Genomic DNA, 25,322 nt, shown 5'->3' with positions numbered 1-25,322 from the left:
GGCGTTCCGAGGTGAATGAACCGTCAGGGGCGAAAATAGGTCGGGACCGAGCGGCGTCAAGGAGCCGACGAACGACGCGGGCGGGGGCTCGCCCGGGTCGGATGCGAGGGGCTTCTACCCCAACGCAACGGCCGTGCCAACTCCCGCAAGCATGTTCCGGCGGCCTATCCTTAAGATCGTTGAACGGCGTCCAAAAGGCGGTCAATTGCCGCGTTCCACGGCCGAATCCGCTGCGTCCCGGCGGCCGGCTTCAAGACGTGGCGGGGGGATCCACCCAGCCGATATTGCCGTCGGCACGGCGATAGATCACGTTGATGCGGCCGCTGGAGCCATGCTGGAACACGAGGCAGGAGGCTCCGGTCAGGTCGAGCTCCAGGACCGCCTCGGAGACCGACAGCCGCTTCAGCGCGGTCGTGGCCTCGGCGATGATGACGGGATTGTAGCCGGAGAGCTCCTCGTCGCCCTCCCCCGGAGCCTCGATGACGTAGCTGGGCGCGTCCACCGTCGGCGCCTCGAGGCCGGCAAGCGCCGTATTGGCGGCATGCGTCTTGCGCGCCGAACGATCCTTGAGCCGGCTCTTGTAGCGGCGTAGCCGCTTTTCGATCATCAGCAGAGCCTGGTCGGCGCTGGCATAGGCGTCCGGCGCGTTGCCCTCCGCCTCCAACGTGATTCCGGAATCCAGATGCAGCGCGCAGTCGGTCTTGAAGCCGAAGCCGTCCTTCGACAGCGTGATGTGACCGGAGTAGTTGCCGTCGAAATATTTGCTCAGCACCTCCGCCGTCCGTTCGCTGACGCGCCCACGCAGCGCCTCGCCGACGCTGATGCTTTTGCCGGAGATCCGTAAGGTCATATGCTGCCTCGATTCATGTCAACCGAGGCCAAGACTAGCCCGATTTGGGCAAGGCGCAATCCGCGCCAGCGCGATCGATGGACGCAACCAGGCGCGATCAGGCGGAAGCGGTGTCCCGGGAACGATCGGGCGCATGCGAACCCGATAGCGCATGCGCGAGCATGCTCTGCTTGTCGCGACGCCGCTGCACCGAAGAAGGTATCCGCATCGCTTCGCGGTATTTCGCGACCGTGCGACGCGCGATGTCGATGCCGGCCGCGCGCAGCTTCTCGACGATGGTGTCGTCGGAGAGAATCGCCGAAGGCTCCTCCGCATCGATCAGCTGCTTGATGTGGTGACGGACGGCTTCCGCGGAATGCGCCTCGCCGCCATCGGCCGAGGCGATCGACGCAGTGAAGAAATATTTCAGCTCGAACGTGCCGCGATTGGTCGCCATGTATTTGTTGGCGGTGACGCGCGACACGGTCGATTCATGCATCTGAATGGCATCCGCAACGGCCTTCAGATTCAAGGGCCGCAGATGCGCCACGCCATGGGTGAAGAAGCCGTCCTGCTGGCGCACGATCTCGGTCGCCACTTTCAGGATCGTGCGCGCCCGCTGATCCAGCGCACGCACCAGCCACGTCGCGTTCTGCAGACAGTCGGTGAAGTAGGACTTGTCGCCGTCCTTGCCGATCTTCTTCGACAACTCGGTGTAATAGACTTGGTTCACGAGCACGCGCGGCAGCGTGTCGCTGTTGAGCTCGACCAGCCAGCCGCCGTCGGGCCCCGGCCGCACATAGACGTCGGGCACCATGGTCTGGGTGCGCGTGGTGCCGAACTTCAGCCCCGGCTTCGGATCGAGCCTTTTGATTTCCCCGATCATGTCGACGAGATCCTCGTCGTCGACGCCGCACAGCTTGCGAAGCGCGGCGAAATCGCGCTTGGCCAACAGGTCGAGATGCTCGATCAACGCCTGCATCGCCGGATCGTAGCGGTCGAGTTCGCGCAGCTGGGCCGCCAGGCACTCGCTCAGGTTCCGCGCGCAGATGCCGGGCGGATCGAATGTCTGCAGGACCCCGAGCACCGCCTCGACATCGGCCTGCTCGGCGCCGAGCCGCTCGGCGGCCTGGCCCAGGTCGACCGGCAGATAGCCGGCCTCGTCGACGAGATCGATCAGGTACTGGCCGATCATGCGGTCGGCCGGCGCGGTGAAGGCGACCGCAGCCTGCTCGGCGAGGTGATCGGAAAGCGTGGTCTCGGCGGCGACGAAGGCCTCGAGATTATAGTCCTCGTCGCTCGAGGCCCCGCCGCCCCATTCGGTGTAGGTGGTGGGCGGTGCGTCCTGCGCGTTGCGTGCGGCCGCTTCCGCCGGCTCTTCGGAGAAGACGTTGTCGAGGCCGGTGTCGAGCGTCTGCTCGATCTCGGCACGGCTGCCGAGATCGCGGTTCATCCAGTCTTCCTGGGCCGGCTCGAAGCTTTCGCCACTGCCGCTCGCCTCGGCAAAATCGTCGTTGCCGCCCTCGGCATCGGAGAACTCGGCGCGCTCCGCCGTGTGCTCGCCCGCAACCGGCGCCTCGGGCCCGTCGGCCGCGCGCTCCAGCAGCGGATTGCGTTCCAGCTCGTCTTCGACGAACGTTGCGAGGTCCAGATTTGACAGCTGCAGCAGCTTGATCGCCTGCATCAGCTGCGGCGTCATCACCAGCGATTGCGACTGGCGGAATTCCAATCTCTGCGTCAGCGCCATGGAGGCAAGAACATTCCCTAACAGTGGTCCAATTCTTGCTTATCCTACTCTGCGCCGGATGTACACGGCTTGACGAATAAGAAAAACGAACTATGGCGCGCACGCACTAAGCCGTTACCGGCTCAGGCAGCTGCCGCCTTTTCTCCCCGCCAGGCGCGACCGCAATCGCCGACATTTCCGCCGTTGTTCCGGCCTCCGGCCAGGATTCTTGGCCGCTCTTGGCCGCAGCTTGTTATTTGGCGGGGCAATTGGCCGTTATCGTTTTCTTGATGCATCCCCCGCGGATCGCGACGCGCGCAAGGCAGCGCACCGAGGTCGCGTCATACGCCGGAACGACAATTCGTTCTGACGCTCAAGCCTGCGGCAGAGTCGTCGCGCATGTCGCATGGACGACAAAGCCGACAAAACATTCATGACACTACAGGCGGAATTCCTCGCCGAGATAAAGCCTGCGCACGTCGGGATCGGCGACGATCTCCTCCGGGCTGCCTTCGGTCAGGATCTGTCCGGCGTAGACGATATAGGCGCGGTCGGTCAGGCCCAGCGTCTCGCGAACGTTATGGTCGGTGATCAGAACGCCGATGCCGCGATTGGTGAGGTGGCGCACGAGCTGCTGGATGTCGCCGACCGCGATCGGGTCGATGCCGGCGAACGGCTCGTCGAGCAGCATGTAGTTCGGCCGCGTGGCAAGCGCACGCGCGATCTCGACGCGGCGGCGCTCGCCGCCGGACAGCGCGATCGACGGCGACTTGCGCAGCCGCGTGATGGTGAATTCTTCGAGCAGCGCGTCGAGTTCGCGCTCGCGCTTCTTGCGCGACGGCTCGACCACTTCCAGCACCGCGCGGATGTTCTGCTCGACCGTGAGGCCGCGGAAGATCGAAGCTTCCTGCGGCAGATAGCCGATGCCGAGTCGCGCGCGCTGATACATCGGCAGGCGGGTGACATCGTGGCCGTCGAGCTCGATGGCGCCGCGATCCGCCTTGATCAGGCCAGTGATCATGTAGAATACGGTGGTCTTGCCGGCGCCGTTCGGCCCCAGCAGGCCCACCGCCTCGCCACGCCGGACATAGATGCTGACGCCGCGCACCACCTGGCGGCTGCCAAAGCTCTTCTCGATCGAGTGAACCGCGAGAAAGCCCGGCCGCCGCAACAGCTGCGGCCCGCCACCGGCTTTTGCTGACTTGCCTGCAGCCTTATTCGCGGGCGGGCGGTTGCTGCGCGCCAGTGTCTCGGTGTTCTGCGGCGAGCGCGGGTTGATCCGTGGCCCGGGCCGCTCGCTCACGGTCTCCGCGAGCGCCGCCAACGGATCGTCGAGCGCGGTGATGTCCTCACGCGGGCGCACGAAACCTCGCTGGCCGCGCTTTGCGGGCTGCCGACGGAACATGTCGCGTAGATCCACCATTCCCCGCTTTGCTCAACTCCCTCGAAGGTGTCTCACCACCCGCTCAGCCTGATTCGGTCGCCCAGTTCGAACGAACGATTTACCCTGCCCAGCGGACGCCTTCGACCTCGGGGCTCGCCAACATCTCCCGGAACAGCACCTGCACATCGCCGCAAGCCACCGCCCTGCCCTCATATGGGCTCCGCAGCCATGGACTTCACCAAGACGTTGTGGCGAGTTCATTGCGACGGCAACGGCCGCATTCGTAAATAGAGGCGGGCGCGGCGGCATTCAACTGCCGCCAGTTAACCCAAGAGTAACCCAAGCCAAACTCTCGGGTCACTCTCCTGTCATTTGGGCCTATTTGCGCCCAACGACAATGGCGATCCGATGGTCGGCCCGGACGAGCCGCAGCCCTGCCCGCTGCCGCCTCCCGAGGCCTGCGGCAGCAAGACCTGCACGCCTCGGCCGCTGTCGGATTCGACCCTGGAGACCCCGGTGGTCATGTCCACGGTCAGCCGGTCGCCGCGCATGACGTTCTTGCACTGGGTCAGCACCACGCCGCCTTGCATCGTGATCTGGTTGCTCTTGGGATCGAAGATGGCGGTCTCGCCGGTGACGACCTGGTCCTTCTGGGTCACGACGACGTTGCCGCGCGCCTCCAGCCGCTTGATCGACGAGGCGCCACCTGGCCCAGGCGTCGCAGCCTGCATCGACGGACCCTTCGCCGGCTTGGCGCCGGCATTGCCAGGCGAGTTCGAACCGCCCTCGTAGAACACCACCAGCGTCTTCGACGTCATCGTGGTGTCGCCCTGCACCACCTTCACATTGCCGGAGAAGGTCGCCTCTTTCACCTTGTCGCGCATCTCGAGCGAAGCCGCCTCGATCTGGATCGGCTGATCGCGATTCTGCGAGAAGCCCTGCAGCGCGTTGGGCACGCCCGTCGTTGCGCTCTGCGCGAACGCACCGCCGCTGGCGCCTGCGAGCAGCGCCGCAACCGCCATGAATCGCGCAAGGGCAGAGCCCGCGCGACCGAGCCTGACGCGACTTGGCCTGATAAGATCAATCATGAATTCACTTTGCATTCGTTGACTTGACGGGCCGCGTCCGCTGCGTGGGCGTTGCGTCGGCCGCGCGCTCGGCGGCCGGAGCATTCGGCCCGGCATTGCCGCCGTCCAGATTTTCCAGATGCATGACCACATTGCCCTCGAATCGCACGACATCGCCATTGTCGGTGATTCGCAGGCGATCCGCAGCCAGCGTGCCATTGGTCAGCTTGACGTCGACGTGCTGGTCCGAGCTCACCGTGCCCTTGCCCATGTCGGCATGCGCCTCGCTCAAATGCGCCTCGTAGCCGGTCGATGTCGTCATGACGACATCCTTGTACAGATCCAGGAGCTGTTGCTTGGTATCGAAGATGCCGGTGCGCGCCTTCAGCGTCACCGTGGACTGGTCTTCCATCAGCACCTTGGCGCGCAGGATGTTGAGCTGGACATGATCGGGATCGGTGAGGTCCTGCACGGCGCTGTGGGCGACGAGATCGTAAGGCCGCTGGTCCGGCGTGAAGCCGGTGAGATGCGGCGTCTCCATGGTGATCTTGCTGCCGGAGACGACGAGATTGCCGGAATCGAGCGGCAGGCTCGGCATCAGAACGCGGAATGGATTGAAGATCGAGACTCCCAGAACCGCCGCCATCGCCAAGGCCACGGCCACCGGCACCGCGATGCGCAACACGCGGACCATGCGGCTGTGCCGCGAGGCCACGGCGAAGCGCGCTTCCAGTCCGGGATCGTAGACGGGGTTGTGGACGGAGTTCACCGTGGCTCCAATGCGGAAGGTTCCGTGCGCATTCTACCACGGAGACGGCGGACATTGCAGCCGGAACCGGCGGCCGATCTGTGGCCGTCAGGGCTCAATTGGTTACGAGAATTTAAGAATCGACCGCCTCAGGAATGGGCAAAGATATCCTCGGCTTCAAAACCTTGGAGATCCAGCCTGGCGCGGTGCGGCAGGAACTCGAAACAGGCTTGCGCCACCGCGCTCCGCCCCTCGCGGGCCAGCATCGCATCGAGACGCTCCCGCAAGCCATGCAGATGGAGCACATCGGAGGCCGCGTAGGCAAGCTGCGGCTCGGTCAAACTATCAGCGCCCCAGTCGCTCGACTGCTGCTGCTTCGACAGGTCGACATTAAGCAGCTCGCGCACCAGGTCCTTCAGGCCGTGGCGGTCGGTATAGGTGCGCGCCAGGCGCGAGGCGATCTTGGTGCAGTAGAGCGGCTGCGGCATCACGCCGAAGGTATGATAGAGCACCGCGACGTCGAAGCGCGCGAAGTGGAAGATTTTCGTGACGTTGGGATTGCCGAGCAGCGCCTTCAGATTCGGTGCATCGGTGTGCCCCTTCGGAATCTGCACCACGTCGGCCGTGCCGTCCCCGTTCGACAGCTGCACCACGCAAAGCCGGTCGCGATGCGGGTTGAGGCCCATGGTCTCGGTATCGATCGCAACCGAGGTGGTATAACGGGACAGATCGGGCAGGTCGCCGCGGTGCAGGCGTACGGTCATGTGTTTCAAAACCTCGGTCGAATCGATGTCGGACGCGATGAGCCAGACCGACGCCGCGTAAAAGCGCTGATGCGCGGACTTAAGCCCGGCACTGGTAACTATCCGGCAAACGCCGCGGATTGGCCGCGTGCCGGCCTCCGAATGCCAGTCCGGCGGACTGGACGCAAGCCCGAGCGCGTCGCAAGGCGAGACGGCCCGCCGGCGGAACCCGCGGTCTTGGCCGGCCGGCCAGCATCTATCGGCGGCTCACCTGACGCAAGACCGCGCAGCGATGCCGATCTTGCGCCGGTCGCCGGCGAGATCGAACTGCAATCCCATCGCGACGTCCTGCTCCACACGTCCAATCCCGTCAAAGGAGATCTCGATTCGCTTCGCCGCCTGAAGATCAGCCATTGTCGCGCCGACGATCTGAGCGGACACCTGGACACCGGTCGGGTTGTTCTCCAGGGCGGCCAGCTGGAGCGGACACGTCCGTTTCGTCTTGTCGCCGATCAGGATGACGGAGCGATCTGCCATGATCGTCCGTATCGTTGCTTCGAACCTCTTCATGTCGTCGATCTTGTAGTTCGGGGTCATGGCGAGATACGCCGTCCCGGCATTGCCTTTACGATACAGCCGGTGACGAAAGCTCGTGAAGGTCGTCCGGCTAACCGTCTCGACATAGGCGCCGCCTGCGCCGAAGGTCGGCTTGACGCCGCTTTCCAAGCCGGCCCGGCACGTTCAGCTATGGCTTCATCCCACCACGATTGTTCGCACAGATCAAATCCAAGTTTCTCTTGTTAGCTCGACAGAGCAAGAGCAGCGCTGTGCGCCGCTGACATGCGCCGACACCGCCACGCAGTCACGTACGACGAAGCAAGCGCATCTCCTCGAAGCTCTTCAAGGACAGGAAACAACTCCTTCTCTGTCACGAATTGCACCTCGAACTCAGTTCGAGCTAACATGTGCAGGGGATTGATGATCGCATGAAATCAGTTGTCGAAAGCGGCAGCGATGACCTCCTCCGATACGTAACTACGCGTCGTGCTCGTGCATATCACCCATCCGCAAACTGCCCGTCGTGCCACTCTGTCGCAGGCTGTGCGGCTTGTCGTGTCGGGCAAATCAGAACGATGTTAGTCGCCGTCCCGCGCTCTTGAGAGAGGGGCGCTTCGCGATCGTCACGAACGTTGAGCGCGGGATGCGGTGGACGTTGCGATGTCGGGCGCGCTTCGCGCAAGACGACCGATATGGCGACGGACGTGAAATCGTGTGGTCCTGGCGTCCCGGTGCTGACGCCAAGCGCGTGATGCAACTCGACGAGCATCATGGGCGACGGGGGCAAGACAGCCGGTCCCCGGGGAGAGCGCGTATAAGCGTTAAAACCATCGCACAGGGAAGGCCGGTTGTTGCGGCCCACCTGTGGTGACTGCCGCCTGCTTTTTGTTTGCAGGCGGGCCATGGGTGTTGGCCAAACATCCGGCCTTCCCTGTGCCCTCTCGCCGTTGAGGGGGATAGCTTGGCAAAGCTCGGACGCAGATTGCGCCGCGAGAACGAGAGTCCGTGTCCGGGATGATCTTTCGACAAACGCCATGTCATTCCGGGGCGCGCAGCGCGAGCCCGGAATCCATTGGACACAGAGCGGGATACGACATGGATTCCTGTATCTGACCGGGTGTCACTGTCATAGTGGCGGCGGGTAGAGACAGCTCGTTGGATTCCCGGTTGCCTCGGCGACCGTAACCCGGCTTGGGCGTCTCCGCTTGCCTTGTCTGATCGAACAGTCGCATGAGCGCCGATTTCCGGTAGCTCGCATACAGGTCTGATCCCCATGACAGCTCAGTCTCTTGCGCTCGCGGCCGGCATCGATGTCGGTCAGCGCTTTCTTGATGTCGGCCTTGCTCCCTCGGGCAAGACTTTCCGGGTTGCCAACGCTGCCGAAGGCGTTGCCGCCGTGGTCGAGCGGTTGACCCAGGCCGGCGTCGGCCGTGTCGTGCTGGAGGCGATCGGCCCCTATGCCCGGCAACTCGTCAGCGCTCTCGGCGCGGCCGGGTTCGAGGTCGGTCTCGTCAATCCGCGCCGCATCAAGGCATTCCGTGAGTTTGAAGGGCGCCGTGCCAAGACCGACAGGCTGGACGCGCGGCTGATTGCGCGCTTCGCTCTCGCCATGACCGACGCCATTCGCCCATTGCCATCCGCCGAGCAGCTGACGCTCAAGGCCCTCACCACACGTCGTCGCCAGCTCACGGAAATGATCGCCATGGAGAAGACACGGCTGAAACAAACCGCCGAGCCACTCCTATTGGACAATCACCGTGCCACCATCTCTGTTCTGACGACCCAGTGCCGCCAGATCGAGACCGAACTCGACCGCCGGATCGCCGCCGATCCGCAGCTTGCCTGCAGCTTCGAGATCCTCACCTCGATCCCCGGGATCGGCGAGCGCGTGGCCACTGTGCTGATCACCGAACTGCCTGAGATTGGCCGCGTCGATCGCAAGGCTGTCGCCAGCCTGGCCGGCCTCGCGCCGCATGTCAGCCAGTCCGGCAATGCGCCGCCCCGTGCCGCCATCTCGGGCGGCCGCCCTTGCGTGCGCACGGCGCTCTACATGGCCGCCCTCGTCGCCAGCCGTCACAATCCCCGAATGAAAGCCGCCTACCAAGCCCTGCGAGAACAGGGCAAGCCCGCCAAGCTCGCCCTCATTGCCATCGCCCGAAAGCTGTTGGTCACCGCAAACACCATGGTCAAAAACAACACCCGATATACCCAGCAATCGCTTGACAGCTAAGACAGTCGCCGGGTTCAGCGCTGGCGCGGTGCCCCGGAATGACAAGAACAGCTGTTTGACAGGTTAAATCGGGGTAGGGGGCTCGCTGGGCCTAGGGCGCTACGGACGCCGCTTCGCGACCGGCGAAAATCCAACTTCGCCGCACCACGCGTAGCTCGAAGAGCGAAGCGTGGTGCCCAGGAAAGGACTCGAACCTTCACGGCCGTTAAGCCACTGGCACCTGAAGCCAGCGCGTCTACCAATTCCGCCACCTGGGCATGGGGGCGGTTAGTACGGATCGGGGGCGCGCTTGTCAAACCGCGGATGCGATTTTTGTGACGATTTTTCCGAGATGCGCGGAAAATCACGCCCCACGTTTCCCGTCCCGCGGCGATACGCTATACAGCGCGGCGAAGCGGCGGACGCTACGCCCGCCAAATGACGCCCTTCCGCAGGACATCCCAGGACGATTCCCATGGCATCGAATCTCGACACCCTCGTCACGGTCTTCGGCGGTTCGGGCTTTCTCGGCCGCCACGTGGTCCGGGCGCTCGCCAAGCGCGATTACCGCATCCGCGTCGCGGTGCGCCGCCCCGAGCTGGCCGGTCACCTGCAGCCTTTGGGCCGGGTCGGCCAGATCCACGCCGTGCAGGCGAATCTGCGTTATCCGGCCTCGGTCGACGCGGCGATGCGCGACGCGCATGCCGTGATCAACCTGGTCGGCGTGCTGACCGAGAGTGGCGCCCAGACCTTCAACGCGGTGCAGGCGGAGGGGGCGGCGACAGTCGCAAAGGCGGCAGCCGGGGCGGGCGCGCAGCTGGTGCATGTCTCGGCGATCGGCGCCGACGAAGCGTCCGCCTCCGCTTACGCGCGCGCCAAGGCCGCCGGCGAGAAGGCGGTGCTGACCGCGCTGCCGACGGCAACGATCATGCGGCCCTCGGTGGTGTTCGGTCCCGAGGACGACTTCACCAACCGCTTCGCCGGCCTGGCGCGGATCTCGCCATTCCTGCCGCTGATCGGCGGCGGCCAGACCCGGATGCAGCCGGTCTATGTCGGCGATGTCGCCACCGCGATCGCGGATGCCGTCGACGGCAAGGCGAGGGCAGGGACCACTTACGAGCTCGGCGGGCCGGAGGTGCTCAGCTTCCGCGAGATCATCGAGATCATCCTCGACATCACCGACCGCAAGCGCGCGCTGGTGTCGCTGCCGTTCGGGCTGGCGAAACTCCAGGCCGCCTTCCTGCAATTCGCGCCGGGCGCGCTGAAGCTGACGCCGGACCAGGTCGAGCTGTTGCGCCACGACAACGTCGTCTCGGAAACCGCCACGGCGGAGGGGCGCACCCTGCAGGGCCTCGGCATCACGCCCGATTCGCTCGAGGCGATCGCCCCGCAATATCTCTGGCGCTTCCGTCCCGCCGGCCAGTTCCAGCGCAAGAACGCCTGAGGCGCGGCGGGCAGCCCGCCACGCAGCGCCTTACATCCCCAGCGCCAGCGCGATCAGTCCGAGGGTGCCGACGATGACGCGCCACCAGGCGAACAGCACGAAGCCGTGACGGGTGACGTATTCGAGGAACGTCTTCACCACGATCATCGCGGTGATGAACGACACCACGAAGCCGATCGCGATGAGGCCGATATGGTCGGTCGTCATCTCGGCGCGGCTCTTGTAGAAGTCGTAGACGAAGGCGCCGATCATGGTCGGGATCGCCAGGAAGAACGAGAATTCAGCGGCCGAGCGCTTGTCGCCGCCGAGCAGCATCGCGGCGACGATGGTCGCGCCCGAGCGCGACACGCCGGGAATCATGGCGAGACACTGCGCGACGCCGATCCACAGATACATCATCAGCGGATAGCGCGTGGCGTCATGCTCGCGCGGCTTGTGATCGATCTGATCGACCCACAGCAGGACTGCACCGCCGACGATCAGCGTGAAGCAGACCACCCAGGGATCGAACAGCACCGCCTTGATGTATTTGCCGGCGATGAGGCCGATGATGACGGCCGGCATGAACGCCACCAGCACGCCGATGATGAAGCGGCGATCGTCCGCGTTCGACAGGGCGCCGATGGCGACGCGCGATAGCTTGAAGAAATACAGCGCGACGATGGCCAGGATGGCGCCGAGCTGGATCAGGATCGCGAAGCTCTTCCAGAACCCGTCCTCGCCCAGCCCGAAGAAGCGCTCCGCCAGCAGGAGATGGCCGGTCGACGAGACCGGAAGGAACTCGGTGACGCCCTCGACGATCCCGAGAAGCACCGCCCGCAGCGTATCTGACATCATGAATTTGGTCCGTCATTGCCGGCTCGCTCGCCGCCGACATGCGCCGACAATGCGGCGAGATCCGCGAAAAGCGCGTCCTTCTCGCTTATTCGGCCACCGCTCGCAATCCAAAAAGCCCGGCGCGCGAGCACGAATCGGAAATGCGCGGCTGCAAGAGCATGCAGGCACCGCCAGCTTTGCCTGGGGATACACCGTTCCCTGTGGTCACACTTTGGCCAGCCGCCCAACTGCTTACACTTTTGCCGACCATGCGCTAATGCTCCGAATCGGATCTGCAGGACGTCGTTTCGAAGCTCGGACCCTCTCAGCGAACCCGCCGCAAACGCCGAATGGTTGAAGCTTCGTTAAGCGCGGCCATCTAGTCAAAGGCTCCATGTACACGCTCTTTCACCATGCCTTCTGCCCGCACTCGCGATTCGTCCGCCTCGTGCTCGGTGAATATGGTCTCGACCTGCGGCTGGTTGAGGAGCGCGCCTGGGAGCGGCGGGAAGCCTTCTTGACGCTGAATCCCGCCGGAACCACGCCGGTATTATCCGTCGAGGGCTTGCCGCCGGTACCCGGCGTCAGCGTCATCGCAGAGTTCCTCGACGAGACATGCGGGCCGGAGATGGGGGATCGCAGGCTGTTGCCGACCACCACGGCCGAACGCATCGAGGTGCGCCGGCTGATGGGCTGGTTCAACGAGAAGTTCTTCGAGGAGGCCTCGAACCTTCTGGTCACCGAGCGCATCTACAAGCGCTTCATGAGCGAGGAGGATGGCGGCGGGCCGCCTTCGACCGACGTGATTCGCGCCGCGAAGACCAATGTGCGCTATCATCTGGCCTATATCGGCTGGTTGGCACAGCGGCGCAATTTTCTCGCCGGCGACCGGCTGACCTATGCCGACCTGGCGGCTGCCGCGCATCTGTCGGCGATCGACTATCTGGGCGACGTGCCATGGATCGAGGACGACGCAGCAAAGGCGTGGTACGCGCGGGTGAAGTCCCGCCCGTCGTTCCGTCCGCTGCTGAGCGACTGGCTGGCGGGCGTGCCGGCGTCGCGGACCTATGTGGACCTCGACTTCTGAACCCGGCGCCTGCTCCTCCCGGCCGCGATCTCAAGGCGAAGCTTGCGGCCGAGGCTCACAAGCTTGGCTTCGACTGCATTGGCATCGCGCGGCCGGAACCGACGCCCGAACGCGCCCGGCGCTTCCAGGAATTCCTCGCCGCCGGGGCCCATGGCGACATGGACTGGCTGGCACGTGACCCCGAGCGGCGGATGGACCCGCAGACGCTGTGGCCCGAGGTGCGCAGCGTGATCATGCTCGGCGTGAATTACGGCCCCGACGAGGATCCGCTTGCCGTGCTTCAGGCCCGCTCCCGCGGCGCCATCTCGGTCTATGCACGCGGCGATGACTATCATGACATCATCAAGAAGCGGCTGAAGGCGCTGGCCCGCTGGCTGATCGCGACGGCCCCCTGCGAGCTCAAGGTGTTCATCGACACCGCGCCGGTGATGGAAAAGCCGCTCGGCCAGGCCGCCGGACTCGGCTGGCAGGGCAAGCACACCAACCTGGTCTCCCGCAGCTTCGGCTCCTGGCTGTTCCTCGGCGCCATCTATTCCACCTTGGAATTGCCATTCGACGCGGCGGAGATCGATCATTGCGGCTCCTGCCGCGCCTGCCTCGACATCTGCCCGACGGCAGCGTTTCCGGCGCCCTACCGGCTCGATGCGCGGCGCTGCATCTCGTATCTCACCATCGAGAACAAAGGCCCGATTCCGCGCGAATTCCGCAAGAGCATCGGCAATCGCATCTACGGCTGCGACGATTGCCTGGCCGCGTGCCCCTGGAACAAATTCGCCAGGGAAGGGCGCGAGGCCAAGCTGGCCGCCCGCGACGGCTTGCGTGCACCGGCGCTGGCCGAATTGGCCTCGCTCGATGACGCCTCGTTCCGCGCCCTCTTTACGAAATCGCCGATCAAGCGGATCGGACGCGACCGCTTCATCCGCAACGTCCTGATTGCGATCGGCAATTCCGGTGACGCCGCGCTCGCGGCAACGGCCGAAGCGCTCCTGAACGACGCCAGCCCGCTGGTGCGCGGGGCGGCCGTCTGGGCCCTGGCCCAGCTCGATCGCACCAGCTTCGATCGGCACGCGGCGATGGCACTTGCTGGCGAGACCGACGAGGGCGTGCGCCAGGAATGGCGACTCGCCGTGTGATCTGGATTCAACCCATCTCGGCGACCGCGGCCAGGATGCGCGCGATGTCTTGCGGCCGCGACAGCCGGTGATCGCCGTCCTGGATCATCGTGAGCACGACATCGTCCGCGGGGAGGCGATGCGCCAGCGCAAAGGCATGCTGCCAGGGCACATCCGGATCCTGGGCGCCCTGCAGGATCCGGACCGGGCAGCCGACATTGATGGCGCTGCCCAGCAGAAGATGGTTGCGGCCCTCCTCGATCAGCGTCTTCGTGATCGGGTAGGGGTCACCATACTCTGACGGCCGCAGCCAGACGCCCTTGGTCTCGATCTCCTGCCTGACCGCCTGGGAAAATCCCTTCCACATCAGCTCCTCGGTGAAATCCGGCGCCGGCGCGATCAGCACCAGTCCCGCCACGGTCGGCTCGCCGGCGCGCTTGGCGAGTTCGCGGGCGAGCAAAAGCGCGAGCCAGCCGCCCATGGATGAGCCGATCACGACCTGGGGACCCCGGCAGAACCGGGTGAACACGGCAACGCTCTCCTCGAGCCAGCGACCGATGGTCCCATCGACGAATTGCCCCCCGGATTCGCCATGGCCCGAATAGTCGAAGCGCACACAGGCGCGGCCGTGCTCGGCTGCCCAGGCGTCGAGCGCCAAGGCTTTGGTGCCTTTCATGTCGGAATGGAAGCCACCGAGCCAGAACAGGCCCGGCCCCCTGCCCTCACGGGCACGGACCGCGATCCGGCGCGACGATTGGCCCGTACCGACCTCGATGAAGACAGGCGTTTCGTTGGCTTCCGCCGTGATGGTCATGGATCGCACCCCGCTATCGGGCGTTTGTGTGGGCGAACCTCAACCATCCGTCAACGCCGCGGCGACCGTCCTGCTTGCGAAACGCGACTTCGCACTCTATGTCGCCACCGGAACCAGCACCGTCTCCGAATTTGCGGATGTTCGGCGGCCGGTTCCGGGGGAGATGCCCGACCTCGCCGGCGCGCAGGCGCGGATGCCGAGTTCGGTCTCGTTTGGCGGCAAAGCTGCACCGCTCGGCGCGAAATTTCACGCCGGAGCCGTGAGCTGTCTTGCCCCTTACGGCTTCTTCCTTCAAAGTAATGCCCCTCTTCCACAACTTCGGAGAAGTACCCATTCGCCGTCCCAATAGAGCTCCGCCCGCTGCCACCAAAGACGGGCCGCGCACCAATGATGAGATTCGCAATGCGCAGATCCAGTTGATCGATCAGAACGGCCAAAACCACGGTACCGTCGAGACCATGGTCGCCATCAAGATGGCCGCCGAAGCCGGCATGGACCTGGTGGAAATTCAGCCGAACAGCAGCCCTCCCGTCTGCAAGATCATGGACTACGGGAAGTACAAATATTCGGCGCAGAAGAAGGCTGCGGAAGCCCGCAAGAAGCAGAAAGTCGTTGAGATCAAGGAGATCAAGCTCCGGCCGATGATCGACGACCATGACTACGACGTGAAGATGCGCGCCATGCAGCGGTTCTTCGAGGAGGGCGACAAGGTCAAGATCACCCTGCGCTATCGCGGTCGCGAAATGGCGCACCAGGAGATCGGCACCAAGCTCCTGGACAAAGTCAAAGCGGACGTGGCCGCCTTTGCCAAGGTCGAGCAGGACGCCAAGTTCGAAGGTCGGCAGGTCGTGATGGTGCTGGCGCCGCGCTAAAGCCGGCGCCCACCTGCACGACAGCTTGAGGAGCCCGCCACGGCGTTTGGCGGGCTTTTGCCTAACGAGAGGTTAATCGCGGGCGGCATTCGCATCGTCCGGGCAAGTCGATGCCAAAGGCGGAGACGAACCACGGCGGTGCGGGGACACCATGGTCTCTCGCCGTGCACGGAGCCGACGTCGGGTCAAATTCGCTGATTCCGGCTCTCCAGCGTTGCCAATCGGCCTTGTCTCTGCCATAAGCGCAGCCTTCACCGCCCGGCTGATCAAGGGCTGCCGTGGCGATGCTTTTGTGCGGGTGGCTTCGGCTTTTTCCGAAAACCTGAGCACGGTCAACGCTCTAACGAGCATTTTCGCCAGACGGCGCCGCTTTAGCGGGCGGCTTGCTGTTGGCATCAAGGAGAGCCAAATGCCCAAGTTGAAGACCAAATCCGGCGCCAAAAAGCGATTCAAGGTGACGGCCACCGGCAAAGTGATGCACGCCCAGCGCGGCAAGCGCCACGGCATGATCAAGCGGACCAAGAAGCAGATCCGGCAGCTGCGCGGCACCCGCGTGCTGTTCAAGACCGACGGCGACAACGTCAAGAAGTACTTCTTGCCGAACGCCTGACGGCCAACTGCTTCCGATCCGCCGGCCGCGCAGGGCGCGGCCCACACTCACTATTGATCAAGGATTTCCGTCATGTCTCGCGTCAAACGCGGTGTGACCGCCCACGCCAAGCACAAGAAAGTCTTCAAGGCCGCCAAGGGCTATTACGGCCGCCGCAAGAACACGATCCGCACCGCCAAGCAGGCCGTCGAAAAGGCCGGCCAGTACGCGTTCCGCGATCGGAAGCGCAAGAAGCGCACCTTCCGCGCGCTCTGGATCCAGCGCCTGAACGCCGCCGTGCGGCCGTTCGAGCTGACCTACAGCCGTTTCATCGACGGTCTCGCGAAGTCCGGCATCACCGTCGATCGCAAGGTGCTGTCGGATCTCGCGATCAACGAGCCGGTGGCCTTTCAGGCGATCGTCGAGAAGGCCAAGGCCGCATTGGCTGCCTGATTCTCCTGTGTGAGAAGTAGCGCTGAAAGCGGCCGAGATGATCGGCCGCTTTTTGCATTCTTGTGACCGTCTCAGTCCGATGAGCGCCGGGCATCGCCAGGCGTGCATCGCGACCGTCATTCACGCGGCGAATTGACCTTGACCCCTGCCGCCCGCGCGGCGACAACCAGCCGCTTTTTCGCGGAGATCAACCTGTGTCCGATCTTGCCAATCTCGAAACTTCGATCCTCGAGCAGATTACCGCAGCCGGCGACGAAGCTGCGCTCGAAGCGGTGCGCGTCGCCGCTCTCGGCAAGAAGGGCTCGATCTCGGCGCTGCTGGCGACGCTCGGAAAGATGTCGCCCGAAGAGCGCAAGACGCAAGGTGCGGCGATCAACCTCGCCAAGGACAAGGTGACGCAAGCGCTCGCCGCCCGGCGCGAGGTGCTGAAATCAGCCGCATTGGACGCAAGGCTGGCCTCCGAGACGATCGATGTCACCTTGCCGTTGCAGGATGCGCCGGCGGAGGCGGGCAGGGTGCATCCGCTCAGTCAGGTGATGGACGAACTCACCACGATCTTCGCCGACATGGGCTTCGCCATCGCCGAAGGTCCGGATATTGAGACCGACGACTACAACTTCACCAAACTGAACTTCCCGGAAGGCCATCCGGCGCGCGAGATGCACGACACCTTCTTCTTCAATCCGAAGGCGGACGGCTCGCGCATGCTTCTGCGCACCCACACCTCGCCCGTGCAGGTGCGGACGATGCTGACCCAGAAGCCGCCGATCCGCGTGATCTGCCCGGGCCGCACCTATCGCATCGATTCGGATGCGACCCACACGCCGCAATTCCACCAGGTCGAAGGCCTCGTCATCGACAAGGGCTCGCATCTCGGTCACCTCAAATGGATCCTGCACGAGTTCTGCAAGGCGTTCTTCGAGGTCGATCACATCAACATGCGCTTCCGGCCGTCGTTCTTCCCGTTCACCGAGCCGTCGCTCGAGGTCGACATCCAGTGCCGCCGCGACAAGGGCGAGATCCGCTTCGGCGAGGGCGAGGATTGGCTGGAGATTCTCGGCTGCGGCATGGTGCATCCGAACGTGCTGCGGGCCTGCGGGCTCGATCCGGACGAGTACCAGGGCTTCGCCTGGGGCATGGGCATCGACCGCATCGCGATGCTGAAATACGGCATGAGCGACCTGCGCCAACTGTTCGAAGGCGACGTGCGCTGGCTGTCGCATTACGGCTTCAAGCCGCTCGAGGTGCCGACGCTCGCGGGGGGATTGAGCTCGTGAACGTTGGCGGCCTCGATATCTCCAATCGGGCGCTGCGGCTCCCTCTCCCGCTTGCGGGGGAGGGCTGGGGTGGGGGTATCTCCGCAGCGGAGGTGTCGATGGATGATGAGAAGCCCATCTGGACCGTATCCCCCAAGCTTCGATCGAATGCACGGGCACTCCGCAGAAATTCGACCGACGCCGAACGACTATTGTGGTCGGAGCTGCGTGATCATCGCCTCCTCGGCGCAGGCTTTCGTCGGCAAGTTCCGATCGACCGTTACATCGCCGACTTCGTCTGCCACGCCGCGCGCCTTGTCATCGAGCTTGACGGCGGACAGCACTTCTCGACCGAAGCCGAACAGCGCGACGCCTCACGCTCCGCAGTGATCGAAGCGAAAGGATTTCAGATCCTGCGCTTCGCCAACAACGACGTGATGAGCAATCGCGCTGGCGTTCTCGAAACCATCGCGGCTGCCGTCGCAGCCAGAGCCCCCACCCTGACCCTCCCCCGCAAGCGGGGGAGGGAACAGGACTGACTTCGCGGGAAAAGAGCCATGAAATTCACGCTGTCCTGGCTGAAGGACCATCTCGACACCGATGAGCCGGTCGAGAAGCTCGCCGACAAGCTCACCATGATCGGTCTCGAGGTCGAGCATCTCGAGGACAAGGCGAAGCTGCTCGCGCCGTTCACGATCGCCCGTGTCATCTCCGCCGAGCAGCATCCGAACGCGGATCGCTTGCGTGTCTGCATGGTCGATACCGGTAACGGCGCAGCGCCGGTGCAGGTCGTGTGCGGCGCGCCCAACGCGCGCGCGGGCCTCGTCTCGGTGTTCTCGCCGCCCGGCACTTATATCCCCGCCAAGAAGATCACGCTCTCGGTCGGCACCATCAGAGGCGTCGAGAGCCGCGGCATGCTGTGCTCCGAGGCCGAGCTCGAAATCTCGGAGAACCACGACGGCATCATGGAGCTGCCGGCGGACGCTCCGATCGGCAAGCCCTACGCCGAGTGGGCCGGGCTCGGCGATCCCATGTTCGAGATCAATTTGACGCCGAACCGGCAGGACTGCACCGGCGTGCATGGCATCGCGCGCGACCTCGCCGCGGCCGACATGGGCAAGCTGAAGGAGCCCGCGATCAAGCCGATCAAGGGCGAATTCCCCTGCCCGGTGAAGGTCACGGTCGAGGACGAGAAATTGTGCCCCGGCTTCGCACTGCGGCTGGTGCGTGGCGTCAAGAACGGCGCCTCGCCGAAATGGCTGCAGCAGCGCCTGACCTCGATCGGGCTGCGACCGATCAACGCGCTGGTCGACATCACCAATTTCATGACCTTCGATCGCGCGCGTCCGCTGCATGTGTTCGACGCCAAGAAGGTGACAGGCAATCTGGTCGTGCGCCGCGCGCGCGACGGCGAGACGCTCTTGGCGCTCGACGGCCGCACCTACACGCTCGACAGCGGCATGTGCGTGATCGCCGACGACACGGGCGTCGAGTCGCTGGCCGGCATCATGGGTGGCGAAGCCTCCGGCTGTGACGAGACCACCACCGACGTGCTGATCGAATCGGCGCTCTGGAACGAGATCAACATCGCCCAGACCGGCCGCAAGCTCGGCATCAATTCGGATGCACGCTATCGCTTCGAACGCGGCGTCGATCCCGCCTTCATGGTGCCGGGGCTGGAATTGGCGACGAAGCTCGTCCTTGAGCTCTGCGGCGGCACGCCGTCGGACAACGTCGTCGTCGGCAATCCTTTCGGCGACGAGCGCGTGATCGATTTCCCGCTCACCGAGGTGAAGCGGCTGGCCGGCATCGACGTGCCGCTGACGGAGATGCGCCGCATCCTCGGCCATCTCGGCTTCATGCTGGCGGGATCGGGTCCGGTGGTGAAGATCGCGGTGCCCTCCTGGCGCAGTGACGTGCACGGCAAGGCCGACATCGTCGAAGAGGTCGTGCGCATGGTCGGCGTCGACAAGGTCCCGGAGACGCCGTTCGAGCGCGGCGACGCGCCGCGCAAACCGGTGCTGACGCCGATCCAGATTCGGACCCGCCGCGCCAAACGAGCGCTGGCTACGAGAGGGATGGTCGAGGCCGTCACCTGGTCGTTCATCTCCAAGCCGGCGGCCGAACTGTTCGGCGGCGGCAAGGCGGAGCTTGCGGTCGCCAATCCGATTGCCGCCGATCTCTCCGACATGCGCCCGAGCCTCATGCCCGGCCTGATCGCGACCGCGCAGGCCAATGCGGATCGCGGCATCGGCGATAGCGCGATCTTCGAGGTCGGACAGATCTTCAAGGGTGATCGGCCCGAGGATCAGTTCGTGGCGGCGAGCGGCGTCCGTCGCGGCGTCGCCTCCTCCGCAGGGCTTGGACGGCATTGGAGCGGATCACAGACCGCAAGCGCCTTCGACGCCAAGGCTGACGCGCTCGCGGTGCTAGCCGCCGCCGGCGCGCCGATGGCGGCGTTGCAGATCGTGCCCGGCGGCCCGAGCTGGCTGCATCCCGGACGTTCCGGCACCATCCAGATGGGGCCGCAGAACGTGCTCGGCACCTTCGGCGAGATCCACCCGCGTACGCTCGAGACGCTCAAGGCCGATGGTCCACTGGTCGGCTTCGAGGTCATTCTGGATCGTATTCCGGCAGCCAAGCAGAGGCCGACCCGCGCCAAGCCGGTGCTCGAGCTCTCGGCCTTCCAGCCGGTGTCGCGCGATTTCGCGTTCATCGTCGATCGCGCCGTCAAAGGCGGTGACATCGTGCGCGCCGCGCAGGGCGTCGACAAGAAGCTGATCACGAATGTGACGGTGTTCGACGTCTACGAAGGCAAGGGCATCGAGGACGGCAAGAAGTCGATCGCGATCGCTGTGACGATGCAGCCGCGCGAGAAGACCATGACGGACGAGGAGATCGATGCCGTGGCCGCCAAGATCACGGCCGAGGTTGCGAAGAAGACCGGCGGCGTCTTGCGCGGATGAGCCTTTCAGGGCTCATCCCTGACGATGTCAGCGCCTCGGCCGCGCTGGCGCTCTGCGTCATCGCCCTTATCGCCGCGACGGCGCGCGGCTTCTCCGGCTTCGGCGCGGCGCTGATCTTCATGCCGCTCGCGAGCAGCGTCGCGGGGCCGCAGCTCGTTGCCGCGCTGCTGCTCGTCATCGACTTCGTATCCGCCGCGCCGCTCGTTCCCAACGCCTGGAAAGATGCCGACCGCAGGGCGACGGCCGTCATGGTCGCGGGCGCCCTGGTCGGCGTGCCCGTCGGCACCTATTTCCTGACCCGGCTCGATCCGGTCACGACGCGCTGGATCATATCCGGCTTCGTCGTAGCGCTGCTCGCGCTGCTGCTGTCGGGCTGGCGCTATCGCGGCAAGGACCATCCGGCCCTGGCCGTCGCGGTGGGGAGCGTGTCCGGCTTCTGCAGCGGGCTCGCGCAGACCGGTGGGCCGCCGATCGTCGGCTACTGGCTCGGGCGGCCGATCGCGTCGAAAACTGCACGCGCGAACATCCTGCTGTTTTTCGGCGCCTCCGATTTGTTCTCGATGGCGAGCTATGCGGTGAGCGGGCTGATCACCTGGGATTCGCTGAAGCTGTCGCTCCTGGTCGGACCGATCTATGCGCTCGGCGTGTTCTTCGGCGCCTCGTTGTTCGGGCGTGCCAGCGAGCGCGCATTTCGCGCCATCTGCTATGCGCTGATCGCGCTGGCGGTCGTCTTTGGATTGCCGGCTCTCGACGGGGTGCTGGGCCGTCGCTAGTGTTCTCCTCGACATAACAAAATCGAGGAGGAGATCATGATCGATCGGCGTGGCGTGCTGACCCTTGCGCTCGGCGCAGCCGGTACGCTGGCGGCGCCTTCGGTGCTTGCGCAAACCACAAAGCCGCGCACGCGCATCGTCTTCCTCGGCACCAAAGGCGGACCGCGCGTCGGCATCGGCGCCTCCAACCCCGCCAATCTCGTCGTCGTCAACAACACGCCGTTCGTGATCGATTGCGGGATGGGCGTCAGCCGTCAGCTCGTGGCCGCGGGCGTCCCGCTTCCTTCGGTGAAATATATCCTCATCAGCCATCACCATTCCGATCACAACCTGGAATATGGCAACTTGTTCTACAATGCGTGGGCGGCCGGGCTATCCGCTCCGATCCGCTCCTTCGGGCCGAAGGGACTTGAAGCGATGACGCGCAACTTTTGGGAGCTGAACAAGTTCGACGTCGAGACCCGGATCGATGACGAAGGCCGCCCCGATCCGCGTCCGCTCCTGATCGCCAAGGACATCACCGACGACGGCATGGTGCTGAAGACGGACGATGTGACCGTGACCGCGTTTCGTACGCCGCATCCGCCGATTACGGACAATTTTGCCTACAAGTTCGAGACGCCGGATGGGGTGATCGTGTTCTCCTCGGACACTGCCTACAATCCCAAGCTGGCCGAGTTCGCCAAGGGCGCCGATGTGCTGGTCCATGAATGTCTCTACGTACCGGCAGTCGACCGTCTGGTGCTGAAGACCAAGAACGGGGCCACGTTGAAGAAGCATCTGATGGACAGTCACACGTCCACCGCCGATGTCGGACGCATCGCCGCCGCAGCCGGTGTAAAGACGCTCGTGCTGAGTCACCTCGTGCCGGGCGATGACCCCGACATCACCGATGACGATTGGACGCGCGATGTGAAGGCAAGCTTCTCCGGCCGTATTATCGTGGCCAAGGACCTCATGGAGCTCAAGCTGCCGGTGTGAGCGGGCGGTTAGTTGCGTGGCGATGCGGAGCGGATCGAGCCGCGACGACGTGACCGCTTTGGTTCCGGCGCTTCGGCCGGCTCGGAATCCCTAAGCGCACCAATCCTGCGCAGAGCGGCTTCGGCGGCACGCGCGCCGGACTCCCAGGCGCCATCGACCGTGCCCCACATCGTTTCATGCGTAGCTTCACCGGCCAGAAACAACGGACCCAGCGGCTCGCTCAGGATCTTGCGCGAGCCCTGTCCCCCGGGTGCAGCCGCCGACATCGCGCCGAGGATGGTTGGCGCGGCATTCCAGCGCGTGACGGCGGAGGCCTGCACCGCAGCAGCGGCGTCGCTGCCGAACAGCTTCGCCAGCCACTCCTTGCCAAAGGCGACCATCGCCGCTGCGCCTTGTGCCGACAGCTCGCGGCCAAAGGATCCGGCGACATCGATCGTGCAGAGCGACGAGCCACCGATATTGGCGAACAAAAGGCCGGTTCGCTTCGAGCTGCTCTGTTCGATCATGAGATCGTCGCGCGACAGACCGAGGGGGTTGCCCGCAAGCTGCAGCGCGATGCGATCGTAACTGCCGAGACTGAGCTTGGCGGCGGCATCGAGCTGCCGCTTCGGCAGTTCGGGCGTGAACTTGATCGCGCCAGAGGTGAGCACATTGGTCGAGACCGTCAGGATGATGGCACGCGCGGTGACGCGACCCGACGGCGTCTCCACCCAGACCTCGCGATTGGTCCATACGATGCGCGTGGCGGGAGTCGATAGAGCCAACGGCAGCTGCTCGCCAAGTTTGGTGATCAGCGTGCCGAGCCCCTGGCGACACGCAAGCGCCGCGCTGCGGTCCTGCGCCCGCGCCTTGTCCATGGCCGAGAGCTCGTTCAAGTCCTTGGCCGCTGTAGCAGGTCCAAGGACGAACTCCGCCGTCGCGGTCCAATCACCGAGATCCTTCGGCAAGGCAGTAGCACAGGAGGTATCGAGCTTGCTGCGGCCGGCCTCGTCGATCGCGTGCTTGGCGCGAACCAGCGCGGCCAGGAACTGCTCGGTTTCACCGGCCCGCGCGTTGCGGCGGCCCACGCGGATCTTGTGCCCGACAGGAGCAGCCATCACGTCGAGCCCGGCCGCACGCCCGAGCTTCGCCAGCGGATTGCCGTCAGGATTGTAGAGCCAACGCGCACCGTGATCGAAAGGTACGCCGAAGATCCTGGTATCGGTACTGCAGCGCCCACCGATCTGGTTCGCGGCTTCAAGCACGAGCACCCTGCGATTGGCCGCCAGCACCCGCCGCGCCGCAGCGATGCCGGCCGCACCTGCACCGATCACGACGATATCGGCATCGCGCGGCGGCGTCGCGGCGACAGCGCCGCGGTCGAGCCATGGCGTCGCCGCGAGCGCCGCGGATGCGGAGAGAAAGCCGCGGCGCGTGAAAGTCATGTCATGGTTTCCGAAAGATTGGAAAAACAGGATTGTAGCGAGAACTCTGCCGCATCAGGCGCGGTGCGGCAACCATCATAGTGAATCAACCATGATTGATGTCACACTGAACATGAACCAAATGGCAACCGCAGTCGACCATGATACACACAGGGAAAAGCGGCCGACCGAGGCCCTCCGGGGGGATTGACCGTCATGGGCGTCGTGCTCGATCAGATCGGCAAGCTGATTGCCGCGTACCTGCAGAAGGAGGTGCCGGGCTACGAGCCGTTCACGCCGAGCGATCCGGACAATCTGCGCAAGGACGTCCAACCCGGCGATGTGCTGCTCGTCGAGGGCAACAGCCGCATCTCCGGCATCATCAAATATCTGACGCAGTCGACCTGGTCGCATGCGGCGCTTTATGTCGGACCGATCGATGGTGCGGCGGAACCCGATGGCGAACCGCATGTGCTGGTCGAGGCCTATGTCGATGAAGGCGTCATTTCGGCGCCCTTGTCGAAATACGTCACCTACCACACGCGCATCTGCCGGCCGGTCGGCCTGACATTCGAAGACCGGCACACGGTGTGCCGCTACGCCATCAATCGCATCGGCTTCGGCTACGACACGAAGAACATCATCGACCTGATGCGCTATCTGGTTCCGCTGCCGGTGCCGCAACGCTGGCGTCGGCGCATGATCGCGCTCGGCTCCGGCGATCCAACAAAAATGATCTGCTCGGCGCTGATTGCGCAGGCCTTCGATGCCGTGCGCTATCCGATCCTGCCGAAGATCACCCGCGCGGGATCCAGGCGCGCCAAGCGCGAGATCCTGCACATCCGCGATTCCTCGCTCTATATGCCGCGCGACTTCGACATCTCGCCCTATTTCGAGATCGTCAAGCCGACCATCATCAACGGATTCGACTACACGGCCCTGCACTGGGCGGACAAGCAGAAGCCGCTCGCGGAGGTAGCGGGCGAATTCGGTGTGTTTCCAGAAATGGTCGAAACGCCGTCGCTGGTTCCTGAAGCGCTTGACCCGGAAGCGCCGGCTACGCCTGAGCAAATAAACCTGGCCGCGAAGGCGGTCGAGCGTGACCGTGCATGGCCTGCTCGTAGGGCAAATTCCCGCGACGATACCGGACGGCACAAAGCGGTCGTCTAGCCTCAGGCGTGGCCTCACCGCTACCGATCGGAGCGGCTGATGACATCCATCAGTTCCGCGATCTTCTGCCGCTGATCGGTCTTGTCGCCCGAGGCGATCGCGTGCTCGACGCAATGAGCGACGTGATCACGCAAGATCTCTTCCTCGACGCGGCGCAGGGCAGCCCGGACCGCCGAGATCTGGGTGACGATGTCGATGCAGTAGCGATCGTCCTCGACCATTTTGGACAGGCCGCGGACCTGCCCTTCGATCCGGCTCAACCGCTTCTGACAGGATATCTTGATGTCCTTCCGCATTCGGCCTATATACCCCTACGGGGTAG

At 64.6% G+C, this 25,322-nt stretch carries 25 protein-coding genes and 1 tRNA gene; 14 read left to right on the top strand and 12 right to left on the bottom strand.

All coding sequences use genetic code 11. From position 1 onward, the window contains the following. Nucleotides 1–250: 250 nt before the first annotated feature. From hpf to QX071_RS03815, 7 genes are all read right to left on the bottom strand, one after another. Complete coding sequence (gene hpf / locus QX071_RS03845) at nt 251–850, bottom strand: ribosome hibernation-promoting factor, HPF/YfiA family (protein ID WP_315702195.1); 600 nt, start codon at nt 848–850, stop codon at nt 251–253. A 97-nt stretch (nt 851–947) separates the two neighbouring features. Next, the gene (gene rpoN, locus QX071_RS03840; protein WP_315702196.1) at nt 948–2,576 is read right to left on the bottom strand and encodes an RNA polymerase factor sigma-54; all 1,629 of its coding nucleotides are present in this window, start codon (nt 2,574–2,576) and stop codon (nt 948–950) included. 418 nt (nt 2,577–2,994) lie between these two features. Next, nucleotides 2,995–3,978, bottom strand: coding sequence for an LPS export ABC transporter ATP-binding protein (gene lptB, locus QX071_RS03835; protein WP_315702197.1), 984 nt, complete (start codon nt 3,976–3,978; stop codon nt 2,995–2,997). A gap of 329 nt (nt 3,979–4,307) precedes the next feature. Then, complete coding sequence (locus QX071_RS03830; protein ID WP_315702198.1) at nt 4,308–4,961, bottom strand: LptA/OstA family protein; 654 nt, start codon at nt 4,959–4,961, stop codon at nt 4,308–4,310. Between the two features lie 70 nt (nt 4,962–5,031). Beyond that, on the bottom strand, nt 5,032–5,775 hold the full coding sequence (gene lptC, locus QX071_RS03825; RefSeq protein ID WP_315702199.1) for an LPS export ABC transporter periplasmic protein LptC: 744 nt from the start codon (nt 5,773–5,775) through the stop codon (nt 5,032–5,034). A 128-nt stretch (nt 5,776–5,903) separates the two neighbouring features. Then, entirely contained in the window at nt 5,904–6,518 is a 615-nt protein-coding gene (locus tag QX071_RS03820; protein WP_315702200.1) for a ribonuclease D, read from the bottom strand. A 246-nt stretch (nt 6,519–6,764) separates the two neighbouring features. After that, nucleotides 6,765–7,223, bottom strand: coding sequence for a hypothetical protein (locus QX071_RS03815; RefSeq protein ID WP_315702201.1), 459 nt, complete (start codon nt 7,221–7,223; stop codon nt 6,765–6,767). Nucleotides 7,224–8,328: 1,105 nt separating this feature from the next. On the opposite strand from QX071_RS03815, the gene QX071_RS03810 reads away from it, so the two are divergent. Continuing rightward, the gene (locus QX071_RS03810; protein ID WP_315701447.1) at nt 8,329–9,285 is read left to right on the top strand and encodes an IS110 family transposase; all 957 of its coding nucleotides are present in this window, start codon (nt 8,329–8,331) and stop codon (nt 9,283–9,285) included. A gap of 170 nt (nt 9,286–9,455) precedes the next feature. On the opposite strand, the gene QX071_RS03805 is transcribed toward QX071_RS03810, so the two are convergent. Continuing rightward, a tRNA-Leu gene (locus QX071_RS03805) sits at nt 9,456–9,542 on the bottom strand. A gap of 197 nt (nt 9,543–9,739) precedes the next feature. On the opposite strand from QX071_RS03805, the gene QX071_RS03800 reads away from it, so the two are divergent. Then, nucleotides 9,740–10,708, top strand: coding sequence for a complex I NDUFA9 subunit family protein (locus tag QX071_RS03800; RefSeq protein WP_315702202.1), 969 nt, complete (start codon nt 9,740–9,742; stop codon nt 10,706–10,708). A gap of 30 nt (nt 10,709–10,738) precedes the next feature. Here QX071_RS03800 and QX071_RS03795 read toward each other — a convergent pair whose 3' ends face one another. Next, nucleotides 10,739–11,545 (bottom strand): undecaprenyl-diphosphate phosphatase, encoded by an 807-nt coding sequence (locus QX071_RS03795; protein ID WP_315702203.1) that lies wholly within the window; start codon nt 11,543–11,545, stop codon nt 10,739–10,741. A gap of 373 nt (nt 11,546–11,918) precedes the next feature. Here QX071_RS03795 and QX071_RS03790 point away from each other — a divergent pair, with 373 nt between their 5' ends. After that, nucleotides 11,919–12,611 (top strand): glutathione S-transferase family protein, encoded by a 693-nt coding sequence (locus tag QX071_RS03790; RefSeq protein WP_315702204.1) that lies wholly within the window; start codon nt 11,919–11,921, stop codon nt 12,609–12,611. Beyond that, on the top strand, nt 12,560–13,744 hold the full coding sequence (gene queG, locus QX071_RS03785; RefSeq protein WP_315703135.1) for a tRNA epoxyqueuosine(34) reductase QueG: 1,185 nt from the start codon (nt 12,560–12,562) through the stop codon (nt 13,742–13,744). The genes QX071_RS03790 and queG overlap by 52 nt, the downstream gene beginning before the upstream one ends. 7 nt (nt 13,745–13,751) lie before the next feature. Here the strand turns inward: queG and QX071_RS03780 are convergent, their stop codons facing one another. Beyond that, entirely contained in the window at nt 13,752–14,537 is a 786-nt protein-coding gene (locus tag QX071_RS03780) for an alpha/beta hydrolase (RefSeq protein WP_315702205.1), read from the bottom strand. Between QX071_RS03780 and QX071_RS03775 the strand changes: the two genes are divergently transcribed. The 9 genes from QX071_RS03775 (at nt 14,536) to QX071_RS03735 (ending at nt 22,427) form a co-directional block, all read left to right on the top strand. Next, entirely contained in the window at nt 14,536–14,886 is a 351-nt protein-coding gene (locus QX071_RS03775; protein WP_315703201.1) for a hypothetical protein, read from the top strand. The genes QX071_RS03780 and QX071_RS03775 overlap by 2 nt on opposite strands. Then, the gene (gene infC / locus QX071_RS03770) at nt 14,870–15,409 is read left to right on the top strand and encodes a translation initiation factor IF-3 (protein WP_315703136.1); all 540 of its coding nucleotides are present in this window, start codon (nt 14,870–14,872) and stop codon (nt 15,407–15,409) included. The genes QX071_RS03775 and infC overlap by 17 nt, the downstream gene beginning before the upstream one ends. 409 nt (nt 15,410–15,818) lie before the next feature. After that, a complete protein-coding gene (gene rpmI, locus QX071_RS03765; RefSeq protein ID WP_008539890.1) occupies nt 15,819–16,019 on the top strand; it encodes a 50S ribosomal protein L35 in 201 nt (66 codons plus the stop codon). A gap of 72 nt (nt 16,020–16,091) precedes the next feature. Beyond that, on the top strand, nt 16,092–16,451 hold the full coding sequence (gene rplT, locus QX071_RS03760; protein WP_315702206.1) for a 50S ribosomal protein L20: 360 nt from the start codon (nt 16,092–16,094) through the stop codon (nt 16,449–16,451). A 194-nt stretch (nt 16,452–16,645) separates the two neighbouring features. Continuing rightward, on the top strand, nt 16,646–17,728 hold the full coding sequence (gene pheS / locus QX071_RS03755) for a phenylalanine--tRNA ligase subunit alpha (protein ID WP_315702207.1): 1,083 nt from the start codon (nt 16,646–16,648) through the stop codon (nt 17,726–17,728). Nucleotides 17,729–17,826: 98 nt separating this feature from the next. Further along, complete coding sequence (locus tag QX071_RS03750) at nt 17,827–18,246, top strand: endonuclease domain-containing protein (protein WP_315702208.1); 420 nt, start codon at nt 17,827–17,829, stop codon at nt 18,244–18,246. An 18-nt stretch (nt 18,247–18,264) separates the two neighbouring features. Beyond that, nucleotides 18,265–20,673 (top strand): phenylalanine--tRNA ligase subunit beta, encoded by a 2,409-nt coding sequence (gene pheT, locus QX071_RS03745; protein ID WP_315702209.1) that lies wholly within the window; start codon nt 18,265–18,267, stop codon nt 20,671–20,673. Continuing rightward, entirely contained in the window at nt 20,670–21,446 is a 777-nt protein-coding gene (locus QX071_RS03740) for a sulfite exporter TauE/SafE family protein (RefSeq protein WP_315702210.1), read from the top strand. Before pheT ends, QX071_RS03740 begins: the two co-directional genes overlap by 4 nt. Nucleotides 21,447–21,482: 36 nt before the next feature. Then, the gene (locus QX071_RS03735) at nt 21,483–22,427 is read left to right on the top strand and encodes an MBL fold metallo-hydrolase (protein ID WP_315702211.1); all 945 of its coding nucleotides are present in this window, start codon (nt 21,483–21,485) and stop codon (nt 22,425–22,427) included. A gap of 8 nt (nt 22,428–22,435) precedes the next feature. Here the strand turns inward: QX071_RS03735 and QX071_RS03730 are convergent, their stop codons facing one another. Then, nucleotides 22,436–23,851 (bottom strand): flavin monoamine oxidase family protein, encoded by a 1,416-nt coding sequence (locus QX071_RS03730; protein WP_315702212.1) that lies wholly within the window; start codon nt 23,849–23,851, stop codon nt 22,436–22,438. Between the two features lie 195 nt (nt 23,852–24,046). On the opposite strand from QX071_RS03730, the gene QX071_RS03725 reads away from it, so the two are divergent. Then, nucleotides 24,047–25,000: a YiiX/YebB-like N1pC/P60 family cysteine hydrolase gene (locus QX071_RS03725; RefSeq protein ID WP_315702213.1), complete on the top strand. Its 954-nt coding sequence runs from the start codon at nt 24,047–24,049 to the stop codon at nt 24,998–25,000. Between the two features lie 20 nt (nt 25,001–25,020). Here QX071_RS03725 and QX071_RS03720 read toward each other — a convergent pair whose 3' ends face one another. After that, on the bottom strand, nt 25,021–25,296 hold the full coding sequence (locus tag QX071_RS03720; protein WP_315702214.1) for a metal-sensitive transcriptional regulator: 276 nt from the start codon (nt 25,294–25,296) through the stop codon (nt 25,021–25,023). Between the last annotated feature and the right edge of the window lie 26 nt (nt 25,297–25,322).

Origin of the sequence: Bradyrhizobium sp. SZCCHNS1022 (assembly GCF_032484835.1) — a bacterium.
Taxonomy (GTDB): domain Bacteria; phylum Pseudomonadota; class Alphaproteobacteria; order Rhizobiales; family Xanthobacteraceae; genus Bradyrhizobium.
The sequence above is the reverse complement of the archived record's forward strand: the minus strand, read 5'-3'. Positions and strand labels throughout refer to the sequence as shown.

Bases quoted from the DNA above. Each gene is read 5' to 3' on its own strand.
- hpf (WP_315702195.1), bottom strand. From the start codon at position 850: ATGACCTTACGGATCTCCGGCAAAAGCATCAGCGTCGGCGAGGCGCTG.
- rpoN (WP_315702196.1), bottom strand. From the start codon at position 2,576: ATGGCGCTGACGCAGAGATTGGAATTCCGCCAGTCGCAATCGCTGGTG.
- lptB (WP_315702197.1), bottom strand. From the start codon at position 3,978: ATGGTGGATCTACGCGACATGTTCCGTCGGCAGCCCGCAAAGCGCGGC.
- QX071_RS03830 (WP_315702198.1), bottom strand. From the start codon at position 4,961: ATGGCGGTTGCGGCGCTGCTCGCAGGCGCCAGCGGCGGTGCGTTCGCG.
- QX071_RS03820 (WP_315702200.1), bottom strand. From the start codon at position 6,518: ATGACCGTACGCCTGCACCGCGGCGACCTGCCCGATCTGTCCCGTTAT.
- QX071_RS03810 (WP_315701447.1), top strand. From the start codon at position 8,329: ATGACAGCTCAGTCTCTTGCGCTCGCGGCCGGCATCGATGTCGGTCAG.
- QX071_RS03800 (WP_315702202.1), top strand. From the start codon at position 9,740: ATGGCATCGAATCTCGACACCCTCGTCACGGTCTTCGGCGGTTCGGGC.
- QX071_RS03795 (WP_315702203.1), bottom strand. From the start codon at position 11,545: ATGATGTCAGATACGCTGCGGGCGGTGCTTCTCGGGATCGTCGAGGGC.
- QX071_RS03790 (WP_315702204.1), top strand. From the start codon at position 11,919: ATGTACACGCTCTTTCACCATGCCTTCTGCCCGCACTCGCGATTCGTC.
- QX071_RS03775 (WP_315703201.1), top strand. From the start codon at position 14,536: ATGGATCGCACCCCGCTATCGGGCGTTTGTGTGGGCGAACCTCAACCA.
- QX071_RS03780 (WP_315702205.1), bottom strand. From the start codon at position 14,537: ATGACCATCACGGCGGAAGCCAACGAAACGCCTGTCTTCATCGAGGTC.
- rpmI (WP_008539890.1), top strand. From the start codon at position 15,819: ATGCCCAAGTTGAAGACCAAATCCGGCGCCAAAAAGCGATTCAAGGTG.
- rplT (WP_315702206.1), top strand. From the start codon at position 16,092: ATGTCTCGCGTCAAACGCGGTGTGACCGCCCACGCCAAGCACAAGAAA.
- QX071_RS03750 (WP_315702208.1), top strand. From the start codon at position 17,827: ATGGATGATGAGAAGCCCATCTGGACCGTATCCCCCAAGCTTCGATCG.
- pheT (WP_315702209.1), top strand. From the start codon at position 18,265: ATGAAATTCACGCTGTCCTGGCTGAAGGACCATCTCGACACCGATGAG.
- QX071_RS03740 (WP_315702210.1), top strand. From the start codon at position 20,670: ATGAGCCTTTCAGGGCTCATCCCTGACGATGTCAGCGCCTCGGCCGCG.
- QX071_RS03735 (WP_315702211.1), top strand. From the start codon at position 21,483: ATGATCGATCGGCGTGGCGTGCTGACCCTTGCGCTCGGCGCAGCCGGT.
- QX071_RS03730 (WP_315702212.1), bottom strand. From the start codon at position 23,851: ATGACTTTCACGCGCCGCGGCTTTCTCTCCGCATCCGCGGCGCTCGCG.
- QX071_RS03725 (WP_315702213.1), top strand. From the start codon at position 24,047: ATGGGCGTCGTGCTCGATCAGATCGGCAAGCTGATTGCCGCGTACCTG.
- QX071_RS03720 (WP_315702214.1), bottom strand. From the start codon at position 25,296: ATGCGGAAGGACATCAAGATATCCTGTCAGAAGCGGTTGAGCCGGATC.